The organism is Bradyrhizobium sp. LB13.1 (assembly GCF_054056815.1).
In genome coordinates this window covers 566341-583001 of record NZ_JBSRYQ010000001.1, presented here as the reverse complement: position 1 = coordinate 583001, position 16661 = coordinate 566341, and the positions used below count along the sequence as shown (strand labels likewise).

General features: G+C 64.1%; 12 protein-coding genes and 3 pseudogenes. 4 read left to right on the top strand and 11 right to left on the bottom strand.

What is annotated here, in order from left to right; all coding sequences use genetic code 11:
• Positions 1 to 17 precede the first annotated feature (17 nt).
• Positions 18 to 1064, top strand: a complete 1047-nt coding sequence (locus tag ACVWYI_RS02775) for a GGDEF domain-containing protein (protein WP_247447915.1) — start codon at positions 18 to 20, stop codon at positions 1062 to 1064.
• A 3-nt stretch (positions 1065 to 1067) separates the two neighbouring features.
• On the opposite strand, the gene ACVWYI_RS02770 is transcribed toward ACVWYI_RS02775, so the two are convergent.
• On the bottom strand, positions 1068 to 2765 hold the full coding sequence (locus ACVWYI_RS02770) for a diguanylate cyclase domain-containing protein (RefSeq protein ID WP_247352552.1): 1698 nt from the start codon (positions 2763 to 2765) through the stop codon (positions 1068 to 1070).
• Between the two features lie 108 nt (positions 2766 to 2873).
• On the opposite strand from ACVWYI_RS02770, the gene ACVWYI_RS02765 reads away from it, so the two are divergent.
• Positions 2874 to 3563, top strand: a complete 690-nt coding sequence (locus tag ACVWYI_RS02765) for a YggS family pyridoxal phosphate-dependent enzyme (protein ID WP_247352549.1) — start codon at positions 2874 to 2876, stop codon at positions 3561 to 3563.
• Between the two features lie 22 nt (positions 3564 to 3585).
• On the opposite strand, the gene ACVWYI_RS02760 is transcribed toward ACVWYI_RS02765, so the two are convergent.
• The gene (locus ACVWYI_RS02760; RefSeq protein ID WP_456661158.1) at positions 3586 to 4359 is read right to left on the bottom strand and encodes a 2-keto-4-pentenoate hydratase; all 774 of its coding nucleotides are present in this window, start codon (positions 4357 to 4359) and stop codon (positions 3586 to 3588) included.
• 6 nt (positions 4360 to 4365) lie between these two features.
• The gene (locus ACVWYI_RS02755; protein WP_456661157.1) at positions 4366 to 4902 is read right to left on the bottom strand and encodes a L,D-transpeptidase family protein; all 537 of its coding nucleotides are present in this window, start codon (positions 4900 to 4902) and stop codon (positions 4366 to 4368) included.
• Positions 4903 to 5137: 235 nt separating this feature from the next.
• On the opposite strand from ACVWYI_RS02755, the gene ACVWYI_RS02750 reads away from it, so the two are divergent.
• Both ACVWYI_RS02750 and ACVWYI_RS02745 read left to right on the top strand, forming a co-directional pair.
• Positions 5138 to 5824, top strand: coding sequence for a response regulator transcription factor (locus ACVWYI_RS02750; RefSeq protein WP_007598630.1), 687 nt, complete (start codon positions 5138 to 5140; stop codon positions 5822 to 5824).
• Positions 5825 to 5882: 58 nt separating this feature from the next.
• Positions 5883 to 6328 (top strand): annotated as a pseudogene (locus ACVWYI_RS02745) (cyclic nucleotide-binding domain-containing protein).
• Between the two features lie 54 nt (positions 6329 to 6382).
• On the opposite strand, the gene xth reads toward ACVWYI_RS02745, so the two are convergent.
• The 8 genes and pseudogenes from xth to ACVWYI_RS02705 form a co-directional block, all read right to left on the bottom strand.
• Positions 6383 to 7198, bottom strand: coding sequence for an exodeoxyribonuclease III (gene xth, locus ACVWYI_RS02740; RefSeq protein ID WP_247352542.1), 816 nt, complete (start codon positions 7196 to 7198; stop codon positions 6383 to 6385).
• A 130-nt stretch (positions 7199 to 7328) separates the two neighbouring features.
• Positions 7329 to 8085, bottom strand: a pseudogene (locus tag ACVWYI_RS02735) (outer membrane lipoprotein carrier protein LolA).
• A gap of 152 nt (positions 8086 to 8237) precedes the next feature.
• Entirely contained in the window at positions 8238 to 10712 is a 2475-nt protein-coding gene (locus ACVWYI_RS02730) for a DNA translocase FtsK (protein ID WP_456661156.1), read from the bottom strand.
• A 9-nt stretch (positions 10713 to 10721) separates the two neighbouring features.
• Positions 10722 to 11936, bottom strand: a complete 1215-nt coding sequence (locus ACVWYI_RS02725) for an aminotransferase class I/II-fold pyridoxal phosphate-dependent enzyme (RefSeq protein WP_456661155.1) — start codon at positions 11934 to 11936, stop codon at positions 10722 to 10724.
• Between the two features lie 230 nt (positions 11937 to 12166).
• Complete coding sequence (locus tag ACVWYI_RS02720; RefSeq protein ID WP_247352536.1) at positions 12167 to 12571, bottom strand: GFA family protein; 405 nt, start codon at positions 12569 to 12571, stop codon at positions 12167 to 12169.
• Between the two features lie 119 nt (positions 12572 to 12690).
• On the bottom strand, positions 12691 to 14289 hold the full coding sequence (locus tag ACVWYI_RS02715) for a caspase family protein (protein WP_456661154.1): 1599 nt from the start codon (positions 14287 to 14289) through the stop codon (positions 12691 to 12693).
• Positions 14290 to 14483: 194 nt separating this feature from the next.
• Positions 14484 to 15932, bottom strand: coding sequence for an ammonium transporter (locus tag ACVWYI_RS02710; protein ID WP_247352533.1), 1449 nt, complete (start codon positions 15930 to 15932; stop codon positions 14484 to 14486).
• A 37-nt stretch (positions 15933 to 15969) separates the two neighbouring features.
• Positions 15970 to 16310: pseudogene (locus tag ACVWYI_RS02705) on the bottom strand (P-II family nitrogen regulator).
• Positions 16311 to 16661: the final 351 nt, after the last annotated feature.

The following is a 16661-nucleotide window of genomic DNA, read 5'->3' as shown; positions in this document are numbered from 1 at the left end:
AACTCTCAAGACTTGTGATGGACGCCAGCTTCGACGATCCCGATTACGACTATGCCGCGTCCATTGCCGGACGGGCGATGCGGAGCATGGCCGAACAGCGGATCCCTGCAACGCCGACCAATTTCGCCGTCTGGTTCCAATATTTCGCGGGAAGCCATGACGATCTGCGCAACGCGATCGATCTCCTGATCGACCACAATCGACCCTTCGACGTCAGGACCAATCAGGATCTTTTCGAGACCTACGTCGCGCCCCAGGTGAGCGCCATCGTCGTCGACACGTCCGAGCGGCTCCACACCCTTATGGGCGCGGCGAAGGATTTTCTCGCGACTGCGATTGCCGACAATCACTCCCAGATGCAAGCGATCAACGAGGTCGCCGACCAGGGCAACGCCGGTGTCGACCCCAAAGCGCTGGTTGCCCAGCTCATGAACGAGTTGGGCCGCGCGGCCACCCGCGCGACGCGGCTCGAGGCGGGCTTTGCGGAAAAGACCCGCGAGCTCGACGTGATCCGCGACTCTCTCTCCAAATCCGAGGAGCGTGCCCGGACCGATACACTCACAGGCCTTGCAAACCGGCGGGCGCTCGATGAATTCCTGCGCAAGGTGCAGGCGACTGCGGATTGGGGCGAGCCGTTCAGCGTGCTGATGCTCGACATCGACCACTTCAAGACCTTCAACGACAGTTTCGGCCACGGCGTCGGCGACCAGGTGCTGCGCCTGATGGCAAAGGTGTTGCGCGAAAAGGTCCGCGAGCAGGATCTATCGGCGCGCTACGGCGGCGAGGAGCTGATCGCGGTGCTGCCGGATGCCGATCTGGCCGCCTGCGCCGAGGTCGCTGAGCGAATCAGGCGAGCAATCGCGGAATCCAGGATCACCCGTCGCTCGACCGGCGAGGTCCTGCCTGACATCACGGTTTCGATCGGCGTGGCGCAGTATCGGATCGGCGAGGCAACCGCCGACCTCATCGAGCGCTGCGACCGCGCGCTCTATCTTGCGAAGAACGGCGGCCGCAATCGTGTGGTGACGGAGATCGAGCTCGATCGCGCCGCGGCCGCGGGTTAACCCTCAACCGGCCATCATCATTTCCGCCGCGCCGTTGTCGATCACGGTGATGCCGTGCTCGACGACGTTGTTGCGGCCGCGGTGTTTGGCGGCGTAGAGCGCGGCGTCGGCGGCTTCGATCAGATCGCCGGGGCGCAGACTCTCGTTTGGCTTTGCCGCGGCAACACCGATCGAGACGGTGACGATCATGTGGGCGGAAGTGATGTGCGGTAGGCACAGCTTCAATACGGCCGCGCGGGCCTGCTCGCCGATTTCGACGGCGCGCGCCACGTCGGTGTTCGGCAGCAACAGGCAGAATTCCTCGCCGCCATAGCGGGCCGCGAAGCCCATCGTGTCGGCGGCGATGCCGGACAGCGACTCGCCGAGCCTGGTCAGGCAAGAATCGCCTTCGAGATGACCATAGGTGTCGTTGAACAGTTTGAAATGGTCGACGTCGATCATCAAAAGCGCGAGTTCGCTGCCATATTGCTGCGCGCGCATCCATTCGAAGTCGAGCCGGCTCTGGAAGCCGCGGCGGTTGGCGAGCCCCGACAACATGTCGATCGAGGCCATCACCGTGAGCCGGTCGTTGCTCGCCATCAGCTCGCGTTCGCGCTGGCTCAGCTGCGCGGCCATCGCATTGAACGCGCGGGCCAGCGGCACGAACTCGGCCGGCAGACGATTGCGCGCAGCGCGCGCCGACAGATCGCCCTCGCCAAGGCGCTTGGCCATATCGGCCAGCATCTCGATCGGCTTGATCACCAGCTTTTCGGCGGCGATCAGCGCGCCGAGCAGGACGAACACGACGACGAAAGCGAGCTGGAGATAAGCAGTGCGGATGTCGCGGCTCACGGCCGCAGACACCTTGTCCTCGTCGATGCTGGCGATCAGGCGGGCATTGGTGCCGGCGATGCGGATATAACTGACCGCGCGGCGGGAGCCGTCGGCGGCGAGGAAAGACAATGCGCCCTCGTCCTGGTCCGACCGCAGCGCCTTGTCGGCGATCGCGGACATCAGCGGCATGTTGTCGAGCGGACGGCCGACCGCGCTGTGCTGGTCGGCCGGTGCCGCCAGCACGGTGCCGGCGCTGTCGACCAGGACGGCGGTGATGCCGGCGCGGCCACCCAGATTGCTCATGACCTTCGACATCCAGTCGAGGTTGACGGTGGCAAGCACGACGGCATCCGTGACGCCGCTGAAGGCAGACACCGGGTAAACCGCCATCACGGTCGGCGCCAGCACCGGCCGCGACAGGATGAAGTCGCTCAGCACGAAGCGGCCGGTTTCCTGTGCCTGCTGGAAGTACGGCCGGTCACTGAGATCGAGGCCGACATACATGTTGTTGGTGGCGCACTGGATGCGGCCGTCCTGGCCGGCGATCAAAAGCGTGCGGATCCATGGAAGATTCGACGGCAGGCTCGCGCGCAGCACGTCACAGCTCTTGCTGATGCCGCCGGCGGAGGCGCGGATGAAGGCTTCAGATTTCAGGATGGTCTCGACTGACGAGATCACCTCGCGCTGGGCGTCGGCGCTGTGCCTTGCGACGGTGGTGAATTCAGCTGCGGCCTGCGCGATCTGCTTCGTGCGCGTGTTTTCGAGCGAACGGATGCGCTCGAACATCAAGGGCGCCACCAGAATTACCGCGAGCAACGCAAGCCGCGCCCGGATTCCGAGAACCTGCTTGAGTTTCGCTCGTTTGCGGTTGAAACTGACGTTTGCCATCTTCGCTGCCCACCCCGCGGCCAAGGTAAAGCGAAGGGTTCAAAAACTCTTTCTTGAACTCGGTAAAATTAGAACTAGCTCCGCAACAACCAGTACCCATGCGACATCATGACTGAAGCCAACGCCGCGCCGGTAACCGGCCATTCACCAAACGCGCTCGCCGCGGTCGAAGCCGAAATCGCGCGCGCCTGCGCGGATGCGCGGCGCGAACGTGCCTCCGTGACGCTGATCGCGGTCTCGAAAACTTTCGCAGCAGATGCAATTACCCCGGTCATCGACGCCGGACAGCGCGTATTCGGTGAGAATCGCGTGCAGGAGGCCAAGGGCAAATGGCCCGCGTTAATTTCTGTTTACTCCGATATTGCGCTGCATCTGATCGGGCCGCTGCAATCCAACAAGGCGAAAGAGGCCGTGGCGCTGTTCGATGCCATCCATTCGGTCGACCGCCCGAGCATTTGCCAAGCGTTAGCCAAGGAAATCGAATCTCAGGACAAGCACCCGGAACTGTTCGTCCAGATCAATATCGGCGAGGAGCCGCAGAAGGCCGGCATTGCCCCCGGGGAGGCCGACGCCTTCATCGCGAGCTGCCGCGACACCTACGGGCTGACGATCTCCGGGTTGATGTGCATCCCGCCGGTGGACGAGCCGCCGGCGGCGCATTTCGCGCTGACCGCCAAGATCGCCGCGCGCAATGGATTGAACAAGCTCTCGATGGGCATGAGCGCGGATTTTGCGACCGCCATCATGCTCGGCGCCACGCATGTGCGTGTGGGAAGCGCGATCTTCGGGCACCGGTAATTTCGCCGGGGGCGCGTAGCGCCTACGCGAATCCCACCGACACCTTTCCCAGCACCCCAAAATCCACCGCAAAATGATCGCCGGCCTGGAGCGGCAGCGGCGGATGGCACGTGCCCGTGGTCACCACCTCCCCTGCCCGCAAGGTGATGCCGAGGCCACGCAGCTCGTTGGCCAGCCAGACCAGGGCGATTCGGGGATCGCCGAGCACGTTCTTGCCGTGGCCGAGATAGCGCTCGCCGCGTAGCGTGATCTGCGGCCGCTCCTCGACGAGATCCATGGCGCGCCAGTTCGTAGTGGTCGCCGCACCCAGCACGAACAGATGCGCGCAGGCATTGTCGGCGATGAGCTGCGCCTCGCCGGCGCCTGCGAAATCGGCAAAGCGCGAATCGGGAATCTCGATTGCAGGATGCAAGCCGTCCACGGCGGCCAGCATCTCGTCGACAGTGTACGCCGCCGCGCGCGGCGGCAGATCGCGTCCCATGCGGAAAGCGAACTCAGGCTCGCCGACGCGCATCGCGTTGCCCTTCATCGCAGCCGTGCCGCCATCGGCGATCACGGTGTCGCTCATGATGCGACCGGCCAGCGGTCCCGCGACATTGATGTGCTTTTGTCCGGACGCGCTTGTCGCTGCGATCTTCCAGCCGAACAATATCCCGCTGAGCGCAGCCTGCACGGCGTAGCCCTCAGCGCGGCCCTGTGGCCGCAACCGTGGCTCCAGCGCGTCAAGCTTGGTGCCGTCGCGCCAATGTTGAACGAGGACGCGCGATGTGGCGGCGATCTGATCCCTGTCGAGCATGTATCCTCACCCGATGATGATTTCTGTTTTTGGTCCCAGCCGCCGCAGCAACTGTCGCATCGCCGCTTTGGTCATCGCGACGCAGCCTGCGGTCGGGCCGAAATTGTCGCGGGCCAGATGCAAGAACACTGCGCTGCCGCGGCCGGCGATGCGCGGCCTCGTGTTGTGGTCGATTTCGATGATGAAGTCATAGAGATGATCGGTCCGCTTGAGCCGGTCGCCGCCCTGCCCCTCGCCGAGCCGGATTCCCTGATTGTAATGACGGTCCCCGGGATCCTCGCACCAGGCGTCCGTGTCGCCGATGCTCCTCGCCGGCAAGAAAGTCTGCGGGCGGCTGTGCCGGTCGCCCCGCCACCACAAGCGCCTGGGACGGAAGCTGCCCCTCGGGGTGCCGCCATCGCCCTCGCGCTTGTTGGCCAGAATGCCGCCCCGCCCCAGCGCAACCGGAATCGTCAGCGCCCCCGCGGTCAGCCAGCCCCGGCATGGATTCCCCGCCGCAGGCTTAACGCGGATCGCGGATAATGGTCCGGCGCCTCGGTTCATGGTGTAACTAGCTGAAGCAGCTTTGTTTTTCATGTGAACGTGCAATGTCGAATTCATTACAGGACATTCATCGAAGCGCCCTGCTATTCTGGGTTAGAGTGGTTCTGGCTTGTGAATCGGTAACAGCCCACTACTTCAACACGAACAACAATAATAACAGCGACCCCTAAACTTCCCTCTCGGCTGGGTGCAGCATGGATGCGCGCCGCGCCGGACCCCAAAAGGATGACCCCCTATGGCCAATGCCCGCAAGATCCTGATCGTGGATGACGATACCGATCTGCGCGATACGTTGGTGGAGCAATTATCGCTGCACGAGGAATTTGAAGCCTCCGCCGTCGATACCGGCGCCAAGGGCGCGAGCGCCGCGAAGGCCAATGCTCCCGATCTCGTTCTGATGGATGTTGGCCTGCCCGACACCGATGGCCGTGAAGTGGTCCGTTCCTTACGCAAGGGCGGGTTCAAGGCTCCGATCATCATGCTCACCGGGCATGACACCGATTCCGACACGATTTTGGGGCTGGAATCCGGCGCCAACGATTATGTCGCAAAACCCTTCCGCTTCGCGGTTCTGTTGGCTCGTATCCGCGCCCAACTCCGCCAGCACGAAGCCAGCGAGGACGCGGTGTTCTCGGTCGGCCCCTATTCTTTCCGGCCCGGCTCCAAGATGCTGACCGCCGCCAATGCACGCAAGGTCCGGCTGACGGAGAAGGAAACCGCCATCCTCCGCTTCCTCTACCGGGCCGGCCAGATGCCGGTCTCGCGCGAGACCCTGCTCCAGGAGGTCTGGGGCTACAATTCCGGCGTCACCACCCACACGCTGGAAACCCACATCTACCGCCTTCGCCAGAAGATCGAGAAGGACGCCGCTAACCCCGAGATCCTGGTCACGGAAGCCGGTGGCTACAAGCTGGTGCCGTGATACGCTTCAGGGGCGTGCGAATCGTTTTAGATCGCGTGCCTTTGAGCCTCGGACCTGAATGTCAATCGACGACGATGTAGTGCTTCTCGAGCGTGTCCCGACACTGCGCCTGTTGGGAGACGCTTCGTTGCGCATGCTGGCGATCGGCTCCGAGCAGCGTGACTTCGTCCGCGGCGACGTCCTGTTCAATCTCGGCGACGATGCCGATGCCGGCTTCGTGGTCCAGCGCGTGGCGCCTTCCGGGTCGACGACGGTGCCGGCGCGGAGATGATCGCAGGTCCCGGTGCTCTGATCGGCGAGCTGGCGCTGGTGGTACCGATGAAGCGTCCGTCGAGCGCGATCGCACTGGAGCACGCCACCGTCATCCGCGTCGCGCGCAGCCTGTTTCAGCGCGTGCTCGAAAGCGACCCTGCCGCCGCCGTCCGCCTTCGCGACGAATTCGCGGTTCGCTCCAGCCAGATCGCCAGCGATATCCTGATGGCGGGCGCGAAGCTGACGTCGTAGTCCTGAGAAGCATCCGTAGCCCGGATTTCGCTGCGCTCCATAAGGGCTGCAAGATCACACCTCCAGCGTCACCGTGACCGGCACATGGTCCGACGGCCGCTCCCAGCTCCGCGCATCGCGAAGAATCTTGAAATCGCTGACCGTATCCTTCAGCGCGCGCGAGACCCAGATGTGGTCGAGCCTGCGGCCACGGTCGCCGACGGTCCAGTCCGCGGAGCGATAGCTCCACCAGGTATAGACTTTCTCCGACATCGGAATGCGCTCGCGGGCGACGTCAACCCACTCGCCGGCGACGAGCGCGGCTTGCAGCTTCTCGGTTTCGACTGGCGTGTGCGAAACCACTTTCAGAAGCTGCTTGTGCGACCAGACGTCGTTCTCATGCGGGGCGACGTTGAGATCGCCGACCAGGATGTGGCGATCCTCGCCGCGCGGATGCAGCGGCTCGCACGCCTTCATCTCGTCGAGGAAGCGGAGCTTGTGATCGAATTTCTCGTTCAGCGCGGGATCGGGAATGTCACCGCCGGCCGGCACGTAGAAATTATGCACCACCAGGGGCTTTGCGATCCCGGCCTTCTCTCCGAACGACACCGAGATGTGGCGTGAATCCACCTTGTCGCAGAAGGTGCGGATGTCCTTCGACTCGAACGGAATCCTCGAGACGATGGCGACGCCGTGATAGCCCTTCTGCCCGTTCAGCGCGACGTGCTCATAGCCGAGCCGCTTGAAGCGCTTCAACGGAAAAGCGTCATCGATGCACTTGGTTTCCTGGAGACACAGCACGTCCGGTCGCGCGCTCTTGAGAAATTTCGCGACCAGATCGATGCGCAGCCGCACCGAATTGATGTTCCAGGTTGTCAGGGAAAAACGCATGAGATTGATCTAACAAACTCCATCCGTCCTGACCGGGCTTGACCCGGCCATCCACGCCTTTTTGTAGGTCCAGAACGTGGGTGCCCGGGACAAGCCCGGGCATGACGATCGTCGGAGCAGCGAGTAGGTCTCAGCCCGGCGCGGGGCCGTAATTGGTAAAATCGATCTTGAACATGCCGGGATCGAGCTTCTTGCTCGTGTCGAGATTGTAGACCGCGATCGTGGTGTCGTAGCCCTGCGGGTCGGTGACGGTCCATTGCTTGAGCTGGCCGTCCTTGGCGCCGAACATCAGCATCAGGCGGCTGGTGCCGACCAGCGCCTGCTTCTCCTCGATGGTGACGCTGACGAAGACGTCGTCGGCCGAGACGTTGACGACGTTGGTGTCCTTCATCAGGTCGATCCGGTCGGACAGCAGGAATCGCAGCGGTGTCTGCGACAGCGGATAGACGTCCTGCGTCGCGAGCTTGCGGTCGCGCACCACCAGCGACGATCCGTCGGCGACGATGTCGATCGGGCTCGGCGCGTCATATTCGAAGCGCACCTTGCCCGGCTTCTGGATGTAGAAGTCGCCTTGCGTCTTGCTGCCGTCGGGGCCGACCTGAACGAAATTCCCGACCAGTGTCGACAACGACGACAGGTAGGCGCTGACCTTGGCGGCCTGGGCCTTCTGATTGGCATCGAAGGTCTGGAAGATGCTGCTCGGCACGTTGCGGCGCGGATCCGGAATCACCGGATTCGGCGGCGTCTGGGTCGCGCCGGTGATCGACGGGCCCCCGGCGGTGGCACCGCCATCGCGGCCCTTCGGCGCGGGCTTCGGCACGGGAACGGTCTGCGCGAACGACGTCGCGGTCACCATCGGCGGCGGTGACGAGAAGCACGCCGGCCATGCGCGCGCTTCGCGCAGCGACGATGGCAGCGAATCGAATGTCCGGATGTCTGATCAACGCGTCGTCCTGTGTGGCTGGGCGCCCTTTTAGCGTGATTTCGGCCAAAAGCAGATAACGTTTTTGCGTGAAATGGTCGTCTGAGGCGGCTCGCCTCACATATGGCTGTCTTCTTCCTCGACCAGAATCTCGCGCTTGCCGGCGTGGTTGGCGGGTCCGACGATGCCTTCCAGTTCCATGCGCTCCATCAGCGATGCGGCGCGGTTATAGCCGATTTGCAGGCGGCGCTGGATGTAGCTGGTCGAGGCCTTGCGGTCGCGTTTGACGATGGCAACGGCCTGCGAGAACAGATCGCCGCCGCCGTCCGCACCCATGCCGGAGGCGTCGAACACCGCGCCATCCTCGCCCTCGGTGGGCTCTTCGGCGGTAACGGCTTCGAGATATTCCGGCCGGCCCTGCGTCTTGAGGTGGCGCACGACCTTCTCGACTTCCTCGTCCGACGCGAAAGGTCCGTGCACGCGGCTGATGCGACCGCCGCCGGCCATGTAGAGCATGTCGCCCTGGCCGAGCAGCTGCTCGGCGCCCATCTCGCCCAAAATGGTGCGGCTGTCGATCTTGGACGTCACCTGGAAGGCGATGCGGGTCGGGAAGTTCGCCTTGATGGTGCCGGTGATGACGTCGACCGACGGCCGCTGGGTCGCGAGGATCACGTGCAGGCCGGCGGCGCGCGCCATCTGCGCGAGGCGCTGCACCGCGCCTTCGATGTCCTTGCCGGCAACCATCATCAGATCGGCCATTTCGTCGACGATGATGACGATGTAGGGCAGCGGGTCGAGCGAGAGTTTCTCTTCCTCGTAGATCGCCTTGCCGGTCTCCTTGTCGAAGCCGGTGTGCACCGTGCGGGTCGGCTCTTCGCCCTTGGCCTTCAATTCGAGCAGGCGCGTGTTGTAGCCGTCGATGTTGCGCACACCGAGCTTGGCCATGTTCTTGTAGCGCTCTTCCATCTCGCGCACGGCCCATTTCAGCGCGACCACCGCCTTCTTCGGGTCGGTCACGACCGGCGTGAGCAGGTGTGGAATGCCGTCATAGACGGAGAGCTCGAGCATCTTCGGATCGACCATGATCAGTCGGCACTGGTCCGGGCGCAGCCGATAGACCAGGCTGAGGATCATGGTGTTGATGGCGACCGACTTGCCCGAGCCGGTGGTGCCGGCGATCAGCATGTGCGGCGTGCGCGCGAGGTCGATGATGACGGGGTCGCCGCCAATGGTCTTGCCAAGGCAGAGCGGCAGCTTCGCGACCGTGTCGATGGTTTCCTTGGCCACCAGCAGCTCGCGCAAATAGACTTTTTCGCGATGCGCGTTCGGCAGCTCGATACCGATGGCATTGCGGCCCGGCACGACGGCGACACGCGCCGACAGCGCGCTCATCGAACGGGCGATGTCGTCGGCCAAGCCGATCACGCGCGACGACTTGATGCCCGGCGCCGGCTCCAGTTCGTACAGTGTGACGACGGGACCCGGATTGGCTTTCGCGATGTCGCCGCGCACGCCGAAATCCTGCAGGACGCCTTCGAGCGCGCGCGAATTGGCTTCCAGCTCGGCCTTGCTGAGCGGCTGGCGATCGCCGGCCTTGGGGGCGGCCAGCACGGACACGGACGGAAGCTCGAACTTGTCGGAAGATCTCCTGGAAGCGGCCTTCGGCGCAGCCTTTTTGCGCGGGGCGCGCGCGGCCGGCTCCTCCTCTTCTTCCTCCTCGTCCTCTTCTTCGTGATCGTCCTCGCGGTGCTCGTCTTCGGACTGCGGCGAGATCGGCGGCGCGGCGCGGCCGCCACCGAGATTCGGCTCATGGCGGCTGAACGCAACGGCCTTGGTCTTCGGTCCGCTCGAGACCAGCGAGCGGTAGGCGGCGCCGAGCAGCCAAATCAGCCGTGCCTTCGTGCTCATCAATGCGTGGAACAGCCAGCCCAGCGACACCGAACCGCGATCGCTGTCCTCGTCCTGGTCGAGCGGCTTGTCGTCATCCTCGATCTCCGCGAGCTCGTCGTCATGCTCGCGCGCGCCGAGGCCGCAGGCGATCAGGAAGGTCGTCGCCATCGCGGCGAACAGGATCGTGCCCAGCACCATGCGATAGATCGCGCCCGGCGGTCCGAAAATCACCGCGGGCGCGCGCACCAGGGCATCGCCGACTACGCCGCCGAGGCCGGTGGGCAGCGGCCAGGCGCCGCCATGCGGCCAGCAGCTGACGAAGCCTGCCGCGATCACCGTGCAGAGAATCCAGGAGCCGAGCCGCAGCGCCTCGCGGTCGAACGGACGATGGGTCAGCATGCGCCAGCCCCAGACCGCGACGGTCAGGACCAGCATGATCGCGCCGAGCCCGAGGATCTGCATCGCAAGGTCGGCGCCGATCGCGCCGGCATAGCCGAGAATGTTGCGGATCGGCCGCGACGTCGCGTGGCTGAGGCTCGGATCCTGCACCGACCAGGTCATCATCGCCGCCGAGGCGACGCCCGACAAGGTGATCAGGCCGAGACCGCTGAGCTCGCGCACACGCCGCGCCAGCCCCTCGCGGATCGAGGGCGGCAGATGGCCGACCAAGGGAATGACACGTTCGATTGCCGACATGCTCATGGGCCCCGCCTAACCCAGAGTCTCGACCAGACGGTGCAGAGCCTGCGCCGTGGTCTCGCCATCCTGCACCAGTGCGAGGCGAATGTAGCCTGCCCCGGGATTGAAGCCGTCGGGCTGGAGCCGCGCCAGATAGCTGCCGGGCACCACGCGCACGCCTGCTTCCGTGAAGAGTTTTAGACACACAGACACGTCGTCGCCGATTTCGGACGTGTTGAGCCAGACGCAGAACCCAGCATCGGGCCTGCGATAATCGTAACGATTGCCGATGATCTGGTCGGCGAGATCGAACTTGATCCGGTAGAGCCTGCGATTCTCCTCGACATGCGCCTCGTCGCCGTAAGCAACTGTCGCGACATGCTGGAGCGGAACCGGCACCTGCGGCGCCGCAATGTTGCGCAGCTCGAGGAACATGCCGATGAATTTTTTGTCGCCGGCGGCAAAACCGACGCGCATGCCCGGCAGGTTGGAGCGCTTCGACAGCGACTGGAACGCAACCACGCGGGTGAAGTCGGGGCCGGCGCATTCCAGCGCACTGCCCGGCGCCTCGCGGGTGTAGATTTCGGAATAGCACTCGTCGCTGAGGATCACGAAGCCGTAGCGATCGGCGAGGCTCTTCAGGCGCGTGAAATAATCGCGCGACGCGACCGAGCCCTGCGGATTGGCGGGTGACGCCAGATAGAACGCCACCGTGCGCGCCAGCGTCGCCTCGTCGATCGCGTCGAGATCGGGCAGAAAACCGTTCTCGACCGTGGTCGGCAGAAAGATTGGCTCGCAAGCGGCGGCGCCGGCGCCCGCGCCATAGACCGGGTAGAACGGGTTCGGCATCAGGATGGCGGGTTTGCCGGGACGCGGGCCGACATAGCGCGCGGCCGCGATCGCGGCGAGGAACAGCCCCTCGCGGCTGCCATTGAGGACGAGAATCTCGCTCTCTGGGTCGAGCGGCCGCGGCAGCTTGAAGCGCGACGACAGCCAGGCGCCCGCCGCCTTGCGGAACGGGTCGGTTCCCTTGTTCGCGGGGTAACGGCCGAAATCGGCGATGTGCTTGGTCAGCACCGGGCCGACGAAGTCCGGCACCGGATGCTGCGGTTCGCCGACCGCAAGCGAAATCAAGGGCTTGCCGGGTTGATGCGGCGCCAGCAGCTCGTTCAGCCGGACGAAGGGCGAGCGTTCGGTATCGGAGCTTCCACCGGCCTGCGGCGCGCGGGATGAAGCGGTCATAGCCATTCTGGGCGCCAGCACTCTTGGAACAGCCGGTCGCATGGATACGCCGGCGGGGAAGCGGTTCAGTTCACCATAGATAGGGCGAGGTTAAGACGCGATTAACCATCGGTCGCCGCCTCGGTCCAGAGCCGGAATAATGAGGCCGGATAACAACGGGATGCATGGCCGCGCGCTGGCACTGACCGCGGCAAAGCAACCGATGTGCCCCGACCTCTAGCGACCCCGGAAGGCGCCTAATGCCCCGGCAGCTTCTCGAATGTCGCCATGCCCGCGGGGATCGCGTGAAACTCCTGCTTGTCGCAGGTGTAGATCGCCATCTGCGGATGGAACTGTTTTGGCTCGTCCAGCGTACCGACCTTCACGATCGTCGCCGGCAGTCCCGGCACTTTCGTCACCAGATGCGTGCCGCATTCGGCGCAGAATTCGCGCGTGACGGCGCGCTCGAGGTCCTTGCGCGTGAACTGCTTGGGCTGCCCGGTGATGTAGCTGAAGCCGGCCGCCGGCATCGCGATGAAGGTGTTGGGCGCGCCGCCCGAGATGTACTGGCACTCGCGGCAATGACACTGGGCCTGCATCATCGGGTCGCCCTCGGCGACATAGCGCACTTCGCCGCAATAGCATCTGCCTTCCAAACGCATGACGACCTCCCGGTTTGTTGTTTCTTGTGGTTGATATTTCTGCGCCGGCTGCCTGGAATGGCAATCTTTTTCTTTCGCCTGGACGGACCAAGACAGACCGCCTGCAGCCGGTTCGTGCACTATCTCTTGGCAAGTCCGCAGCCGTTGAATCCCCGGCCGCGCCAGCACCCGCTGCTCATGCACTCGGCTTCCAGCCGTGGACAAGCGGTTGAAGCGCAATCCGCGCGGCCGCCCATACTGACGCATGCCGTGGCGCACCTGCTTCGCATGAACGAACAGCTCATGCCACTTCCGGTCTGCCGCGGTTGCCCTGCTCCGGCCTGATCTGGCGGCAGCACGGCCGTCTTGTCCTCGCGCTTGGGCGCCCGCTTCGAATCAGGTTGGCCCGGACTTGCAGCGGGGCTCTGTGTCGTCAGCTTGGAGAGTTCCATCCGACACGGTCGGCTGGTCTCGGTGCGGACGCCGGCGCCGGTGGTTCCTTTCAGCTCGAGTGCGAGCTTGTACTGATAGGGCGCGCCGGCGGTGCGGCGCAGCGGATCATTCTCGCCAATCAGCCCGCTGACGGTGACCGTCGCGCTGCCGTCCGCTTCGATCTTCCCGTCATGGATTGTCGCACCGGGCTTGCCCTCTTCCCCGGAGAGAGTGTGCAGCACGCCATCCTTGACGCGCAGCGCATACTGGAAATAGGCCTCGGGAAATGGAGGCTTGTTGTCGCAAGTCTCCTTCGCGATCCAGGTTCCATCGAACGCGGTTACGCGCTTGGCGGCGTCCGCTGGTTTCGCCAAGGTCTCGATGCGTGATTTCGCCAGATCTGCGAAGGCGCAGGCCGGGAATCGTACGAGGTGATCCTTGAATGCCGCGAGCGTTCCCAGCGCTTCCGCGCTGCGCCAATGGTCTCCGGCCTCCGCGCAGGGATCGACCTGGGGCGTCGCAGGCGACAACGCCGCCGTCTCGGGCTTGCCGTTCAGGTAGAACTCGCCGAAGAACGACAGCGACAGCTCCGGCACTTGCGAGCCTTTGGAGCGCTGGTAGACGCCGGCGCTGATCGTCTGAAATACCGTGTTGACGTTGCCCTTGTCGCCGATGTGCTCCAGGAACGCGCTGGTATACGGGCTGTTGCGGCCGCTGCCGTCGTCGGCGGTCCGGCCGGCCTGTGTTGCATAGGAAATGATGGTGCCCTCGGGACTTTCCATCTTGGCGAGGCCGCGTGAGACGGTGACGCCGCGGCCCTGTCCGACGTTTCGCCGCAACTCGTCGGCAAATGGATTGTCGCGGCAGGCGTCGAGCACGAGGATGCGCAGGTTCTTGGCCTGCTGCAGATCCGCCAGGATCTCGTCTGCACGTACCAGGCGGCGCAGATCGACCTCGTCGCGAACGACGGCATCGACAGGCACCAGATAGTTGACGCCGGCGAACTGGAGCGCGTGCCCGCTGTAGTAGAACAGGGCGACATCGGCGCCGCGGGCCTCACGCGCGAAGCGAAGAACGGTCTCCTGCATGGCGGCCTGATCGAGATCGGTCGCGATGAGAGGATCGAATCCCGATCGCTTCAAGGCCGCTCCAACGTCGGCTGCATCATTGGTCGGATTGGGCAGCGCGGGAACGTTCCTGTAGGCGCTGTTTCCGATCACCAGCGCGACGCGCTTATCGGCCTGGGCTTCCAAAACGGACAGGACGAGCAGCCATGAACAGAATGCGAGGCGAATGAACAGGCGCATGAGATAAGCCCCAATCCGCCCATGATATTCCTCAACGCCGATACAAAGCAATTTGTGCGGGCCTCCGCGAGGACAAAAAGAAAGGGGCTCCAACTTGCGCTGGAGCCCCTCAACGGTCGGGACATTGCCGGGTATGTGCCCCGAACCGTAGTTGTGGGCGCGGCCCCCCGAGGAGGCCGCGCCCGGGAGGAGACTTACATGTTGTAAGCGCGCTCGGTGTGCTCGGTGATGTCGAGGCCTTCCCGCTCGCTCTCGACATTGGCGCGGAGGCCAACGATCACATCGACGACCTTGTAGAGGATCGCCGAACCGATGCCCGACCACACCAGCGTGGTGCCGACGGCCTTGAGCTGGGCGATCATCTGTACTGCGAAGTCGTAGTCGGCCACCTTCGGCGGGATCGCGGTGTAGTCCATGATCCCGGCGCCGCCGAGAGCAGGATTGACCAGGATGCCGGTGCCGAGGGCGCCGACGATGCCGCCGACGCAGTGCACGCCGAACACGTCGAGCGAGTCATCGTAGCCGAGCGCGTTCTTTACGACGGTGCAGAAGAACAGGCAGACCACGCCGACCACGAGGCCGAGGACGATCGCACCCATCACGCCGGAGAAGCCGGCGGCAGGCGTGACGGCCACGAGACCCGCGACAGCGCCGGAGATGACGCCGAGCACCGACGGGTGACCCTTGATGATCCACTCCGCGAACATCCACGACAGCGCGGCGGCTGCAGTAGCGACGAAGGAGTTGGTCATGGCGAGGGCTGCGCCGCCGTTGGCTTCGAGGTTGGAGCCGGCGTTGAAGCCGAACCAGCCGACCCAGAGCAGCGAGGCGCCGATCATCGACATGGTCAGCGAGTGCGGGGCCATCAGCTCCTTGCCGTAACCGACGCGCTTGCCGATCAGCAGAGCGCCGACGAGCCCTGCGATGCCGGCGTTGATGTGCACCACGGTGCCGCCTGCGAAGTCGATCGCGCCCGCCTTGAAGATCCAGCCGGCGTCGGCGTTGATCTCGTCGAGCTTGGCCTGCGCCGCGGTCTTGGCGGCCGCGTCAGTGGCAGCAGCGAGCGCCTTGGCTGCGTCCTGGATCATGTCCGGGCCGGGCCAGTACCAGACCATGTGCGCGATCGGGAAGTAGATCAGCGTCACCCAGAGCGGGATGAAGAGCGCGATCGCAGCGAACCTCATGCGCTCGGCGAAGGCGCCGACGATCAGGGCGGGCGTGATCGCCGCGAAGGTCATCTGGAAGCACATATAAATGAGCTCCGAGATGTTGGCGTCGACCGAGAAGGTCGCAGCCTTCGAATCGGTGGTGACGCCCATCATGAAGGCCTTGGAGAAGCCGCCGATGAAGTCGGAGCCGCCGGTGAAGGTGAGGCTGTAGCCGTACACAGCCCAGATCACGGTGACGACGCAGACGGTGTAGAACACCTGCATCAGGACGGAGAGCATGTTCTTGGAGCGGACGAGGCCGCCGTAGAACAGCGCGAGGCCGGGGATCGTCATCAACAGCACGAGCACTGTCGATGTCAGCATCCAGGCGTTGTCTCCCTTGTTGACCGTTGGCTCGGCATAGGCTGCGGTCGCAGCGAACATGCCGACTGCGAGAGCCGCCAATCCCGCGCCGTAGGGACGCTTAAACGTCATTGTATTCACTCCTGATTGGTAAAGGTTGAGCGCGAAATCACAGGGCCGCTGCATCGGCCTCGCCGGTGCGGATGCGAACCGCATGGTCGAGATTGATGACGAAGATCTTGCCGTCGCCGATCTGTGTCCGGTTTTCGCGGCGGACGTGATGGCATCGATGGTCTTGTCGACCTGGTCGGAGGCGACAGCGACCTCGATCTTGATCTTGGGCAGGAAGCTCACGGCATATTCGGCGCCGCGATAGATTTCCGTATGGCCCTTCTGGCGGCCATACCCCTTGACTTCCGTCACCGTGAGACCGTGAACGCCGATGGCGGTCAGGGCGTCACGGACTTCTTCCAGCTTGAATGGCTTGATAATCGCCATAACAATTTTCATGGGTCCTATCCCCGCTTGGCCCGGTCCGGACATGGCCGGGCGTTTCTCGACTGGTTCGCCACGAGGGAGAAAGTTCACTACGCGGGCACAGCCAGGACCCATAGAATCAAATGCCGTGCCAGATCGGGCGCGTTGGCTAACGGACTATGAAAACGGGTGTTTTCGCGTTTGGCGCGTATCGCGCCGCAGTGCGCTATTACGTCGCGCTCAATACCTGATCATGCCTGATTAAAATAAAGGCACGACAGGCTGCCGACACAATGGTGCTCACGCGTCGGGCAGCAGAAAGGTAATTTAGTAAGGCAGGCGCCTGTTGCAGGGCTTCTCCTGCTGCGAAATATCGGGCCCCTC

Coding starts and splice junctions, on each gene's coding strand:
- ACVWYI_RS02775 (WP_247447915.1), top strand. CDS start 18: ATGGACGCCAGCTTCGACGATCCCGATTACGACTATGCCGCGTCCATT.
- ACVWYI_RS02770 (WP_247352552.1), bottom strand. CDS start 2,765: ATGGCAAACGTCAGTTTCAACCGCAAACGAGCGAAACTCAAGCAGGTT.
- ACVWYI_RS02765 (WP_247352549.1), top strand. CDS start 2,874: ATGACTGAAGCCAACGCCGCGCCGGTAACCGGCCATTCACCAAACGCG.
- ACVWYI_RS02760 (WP_456661158.1), bottom strand. CDS start 4,359: ATGCTCGACAGGGATCAGATCGCCGCCACATCGCGCGTCCTCGTTCAA.
- ACVWYI_RS02755 (WP_456661157.1), bottom strand. CDS start 4,902: ATGAACCGAGGCGCCGGACCATTATCCGCGATCCGCGTTAAGCCTGCG.
- ACVWYI_RS02750 (WP_007598630.1), top strand. CDS start 5,138: ATGGCCAATGCCCGCAAGATCCTGATCGTGGATGACGATACCGATCTG.
- xth (WP_247352542.1), bottom strand. CDS start 7,198: ATGCGTTTTTCCCTGACAACCTGGAACATCAATTCGGTGCGGCTGCGC.
- ACVWYI_RS02730 (WP_456661156.1), bottom strand. CDS start 10,712: ATGAGCATGTCGGCAATCGAACGTGTCATTCCCTTGGTCGGCCATCTG.
- ACVWYI_RS02725 (WP_456661155.1), bottom strand. CDS start 11,936: ATGGCTATGACCGCTTCATCCCGCGCGCCGCAGGCCGGTGGAAGCTCC.
- ACVWYI_RS02720 (WP_247352536.1), bottom strand. CDS start 12,571: ATGCGTTTGGAAGGCAGATGCTATTGCGGCGAAGTGCGCTATGTCGCC.
- ACVWYI_RS02715 (WP_456661154.1), bottom strand. CDS start 14,289: ATGCGCCTGTTCATTCGCCTCGCATTCTGTTCATGGCTGCTCGTCCTG.
- ACVWYI_RS02710 (WP_247352533.1), bottom strand. CDS start 15,932: ATGACGTTTAAGCGTCCCTACGGCGCGGGATTGGCGGCTCTCGCAGTC.